This is a genomic window from Mesorhizobium alhagi CCNWXJ12-2, from assembly GCF_000236565.1.
Classification (GTDB): domain Bacteria; phylum Pseudomonadota; class Alphaproteobacteria; order Rhizobiales; family Rhizobiaceae; genus Allomesorhizobium; species Allomesorhizobium alhagi.
On the sequence record NZ_AHAM01000291.1, the window covers coordinates 1 to 3,913 of the forward strand.

Below are 3,913 nucleotides of genomic sequence, written 5' to 3' on the forward strand. Positions count from 1 at the left end.
CCGGCGAAGGGCATCCAGTCGGTTCGGAAGGCGGTGGGATCGTTGATCATCACGGCCGAGGCATCGAGGCGTTCGGCAGCGCGTAGCGCGACGTCTATGTCCTGTGCGAACACGCTGGCCTGGAAGGCCGTGGGCAGCGCATTGGCCTGACGGATCGCGTCGTCGAGATCGCGGTAGCGATAGACGGCGACCACCGGGCCGAATACTTCCAGAGTCGATATCTTCGCGTCGGCGGCCGGGTCGAGCAGAACCGCCGGCTCCAGCGTCGTTTCGGAGAGGCGCTTGCCGCCGGTGGCCAGCGTGGCCCCGCGCTTCACCGCTTCCTCGATCCACTGTCCAACCCTGTCGGCCTCGCGCGGCAGGATCAGCGGCCCGACTTCGGTATCTTTCAAGATGGGATCGGCGGTGCGCAGTTTTTCGACGCGGGCGACGAGCCTCTGCGTGAAATCCTCGGCGATGTCGGCGTGGACGAAGATGCGCTGCGTCGAAACGCAGACCTGCCCGGCATGGTAGTAGCCGCCCTTGACGATGGGCTCGATGACCTTGCCGAGATCGGCGCTGCGGTCGACGATGGCCGGCGCGGCCCCGCCATGTTCCAGTGCTGAACGCGCACCGTGCGGAAGCTTGGCATGAAGCGACCAGCCGACCCGGGCCGAGCCGATGAAGCTGAGGAAGGCAACGCGGCTGTCGGTCGCCAGCTTTTCGGCCAGAGCGTTGTCGTCCGTGACGAAGGTCTGGCACCACGGCCCGGGCAGGCCCGCCTCGCGGACCAGCGCCACGAAGTCGAGGCAGGACAGCGGCGTCGTGATCGCCGGCTTGACGATGACCGGGCAGCCGACCGCGATGGCCGGCGCGACCTGATGAACGATCAGGTTCAAAGGATGGTTGAAGGCGGAGATCGCCGCGACGATGCCGATGGGCTCCTTGGTGGTGAAGGCCCATCGGTTCTCGGCGGCCGCAGAAAGGCCCATCGGGATTTCACGGCCGGCGAAATTGCGCAGTTCGTCGGCGGCGTTGTGGACGCCGTCAATGGCGCGATTGGTCTCGATGATGGCGTCGGGCATCGGCTTGCCGCCCTCGCGCGCGATCTGCATGGCGAGATGATCGCGCCTGCCTTCCATCAGTGCCGCCAGCCTGCGCAGGATGGCGATGCGCCGGTGAGTCTTAAGCCAGCCGTCGCGATCCCTGAAGACCTGCTCGGCCGCCTGCAGCTTGCGCTCCAGCGCGGCGGCGTCGTCGGTCTCGATTTCCGCGATCGGCGCGCGGTCAAACGCCTGAACAACCTTCAGCATTGTCGGTCTCCCTGAACTTCCGTTACTTGCATTCCACGTCGGGCGTACGGTTGCGCAACTCGTCGACCAGCACGCGCGTGTTTTCGGAATAGTCGATCGGCACATCGACCAGATGGACCCCGCCGCCGGCGAAAGCAGCCTCGAGCGTGGGCACGAGAGCCTCGACCGCCGTAACCCGTGAACCCTTCGCGCCATAAGCTTCGGCATAACGCACGAAATCGGGATTGCCGAAGCTCATGCCGAAATCCGGAAAACCGTCGATCGCCTGCTTCCAGCGGATCATGCCGTAAGCGCTGTCGTTGAGGATGATGACGACGAGGTTCAGCCCAAGGCGGACCGCCGTTTCCATCTCCTGCGAGTTCATCATGAAGCCGCCGTCGCCGCATACCGCCATGACGCGGCGGTCGGGATGGAGCATTGCCGCCATCATCGCCGAAGGCAGGCCGGCGCCCATCGTGGCGAGCGCATTGTCGAGCAGCAGCGTGTTGGCGACATGGGTGCGGTAGTTGCGCGCGAACCAGATCTTGTACATGCCGTTGTCGAGGCAGACGACACCGTCTTCCGGCATCACCTTGCGAACGTCATGGACGATGCGCTGTGGCGTGACCGGAAAACGGCCCTCCTCGGCGCGGTCGTTGAGGCGGGCGAGGATACGCTGGCGCAGATCGAGCATTCCCTCGTCGGGCGTCAGCTTTCCTTCGAGCCGCCCGGCAAGCGCCTCGACGGCGGCACCGATGTCGCCGATCACCTCGATATCCGGGTGGTAGACCTGCTCGACAGTGGCTGACTGGTAGCCGACATGGATGACCCGTGGCCCGCCGGCGCTTTTCATCAGGAAGGGCGGCTTCTCGACCGTATCGTGGCCGATGGCGATGATCAGGTCGGCGCGCTCGACGGCCTCGTGGACGTAGTCGCCCTCCGACAGCGCCGCGGTTCCCATGTAGAGGTTCGAGCCGCCGGTGACCGCGCCCTTGCCCATCTGCGTGTTGAAGAACGGCAGCCGCGTGCGCCTCACGAAGCTCGAAAGCGCTGCGACCAGCGCAGGCCGGTTGCCTGCCGCACCGACCATGACGAGCGGTCGGCTTGCGCCAAGGATTATCTCCGCCGCGCTGTCGAGCGACAGAGCCGAGGCGACAGGCCGCTCCGCGGTGTGGACCGGAATGACGAAGGTGTTCTCGATCTCTTCGGCCGCGACGTCCTCCGGCAATTCCAGATGCACCGGCCCGGGTCGCTCTTCCATCGCGACGCGAAAGGCGTCACGCACCGTGGAGGGTATGGCGGCTGCGCTGACGATCTGGCGCGTCATCTTGGTCAGCGGTTTCATCGAGGCGACGATGTCGACGATCTGGAAGCGGGCCTGTTTGGCGCTCATCACCGGCTTCTGGCCAGTGATGAGGATCATCGGCATGGCCCCAAGATGCGCATAGGCCGCCCCGGTCGAGAAATTCAGCGCGCCCGGTCCGAGCGTGGCGAGGCAGACGCCGGGCTTGCCCGTCAGCCGTCCATGCGTCGCGGCCATGAAGGCCGCGGCCTGCTCATGACGGGTCAAGACCAGTTCGATACCGGAGGTTCGTAGCGACTCCAGCAGGTCGAGGTTCTCCTCGCCCGGCACGCCGAAGATGCGATCCACGCCTTCGTTCTCCAGCGCGGCGACAAGAAGGTCCGATCCTTTGGGCATGGTTTAAAGCCTTGTGTTAACGTTTTCGACGGAACGCGCGGCGATCATACATGGGTAAGTGCAATTGCCACCATCATCCGCGATTCGCGCAACCGGCGACCGATCCGTTCTAGCCAATCACGATGTCGGAATATTCGGGATGGCGGGTATGGTAGTCGCCCATGAACGAGCAGCGTAGGACGACCTTGCCACCGCTCGCGCGGATCGCGTCGAATACGCCCCGGGTGAGTTGCGAACCGATCCCCTGTCCCGTGAACCGGTACGGCATCTGCGTGTGGATGAGGATGAACCTGCCGTCCTCGATGCGGTAATACGCGGCTGCGATGTCGCCATCACCGTCATCTATCGGAAGTTCGAAACGCTGTTCGTTGGGATTGTCGACGACTTCGCTCATCCCGTTTCCCTTGCTTCGGGGGACCATCGCGGTCGTCAAGTGAGATCCGCGCCTTGAGGAATGGACGCCATCCGCGCCGTCTCGCGCGCCGACCGGACAATCGGCGCGACTTCCGTGCCAAGAAGCTCGATCGCACGCTTCATCGCGGCGGTTTCGAGCGAGGCGGTGCTCATCTGGAAGGTAATGCGCGAGATGCCGCCGAGCGTCTCGCTTGCCCTGAGCATCTTGGCCGCGACCGTCGCCGGCTCGCCGATCAGGAAAGCGCCTTCGGGGCTGGCCATCGCTTCGAACTGCTGGCGCGTCGGCGTCGACCACCCGCGCTCGCGTCCGATGGTGCCGGTCAGATGCGCCCAACCGGGAAAGAAGTTATCCTTCGCCTCGGCGTCCGTATCGCCGACGAAACCCATCGCGTGCACGCCCACCACAAGCTTCTCGGGACCGTGACCGGCGCGCCTGCCGGCCTCGCGATAGAGATCGACGAGCGGGCGGAAACGCTCGAACGTGCCGCCGATGATGGCGATCATCAGCGGAAGGCCAAGTTCGCCCGCG

General features: G+C 65.0%; 4 protein-coding genes. All 4 read right to left on the reverse strand.

Annotated elements, in window-relative coordinates:
- The coding region (locus tag MAXJ12_RS30375) for an aldehyde dehydrogenase family protein (RefSeq protein WP_008840004.1) at positions 1–1,292 on the reverse strand (1,292 nt) is incomplete at its 3' end.
- A gap of 22 nt (positions 1,293–1,314) precedes the next feature.
- On the reverse strand, positions 1,315–2,970 hold the full coding sequence (locus tag MAXJ12_RS30380) for an acetolactate synthase large subunit (protein ID WP_008840005.1): 1,656 nt from the start codon (positions 2,968–2,970) through the stop codon (positions 1,315–1,317).
- A gap of 109 nt (positions 2,971–3,079) precedes the next feature.
- Complete coding sequence (locus MAXJ12_RS30385; RefSeq protein WP_008840006.1) at positions 3,080–3,364, reverse strand: GNAT family N-acetyltransferase; 285 nt, start codon at positions 3,362–3,364, stop codon at positions 3,080–3,082.
- Positions 3,365–3,399: 35 nt separating this feature from the next.
- On the reverse strand, positions 3,400–3,913 hold a 514-nt coding region (locus MAXJ12_RS30390), incomplete at its 5' end, for an LLM class flavin-dependent oxidoreductase (RefSeq protein ID WP_008840007.1).

Excerpts from the sequence above, each read along its gene's own strand:
- MAXJ12_RS30385 (WP_008840006.1), bottom strand. The coding sequence starts at position 3,364 with ATGAGCGAAGTCGTCGACAATCCCAACGAACAGCGTTTCGAACTTCCG.
- MAXJ12_RS30380 (WP_008840005.1), bottom strand. The coding sequence starts at position 2,970 with ATGCCCAAAGGATCGGACCTTCTTGTCGCCGCGCTGGAGAACGAAGGC.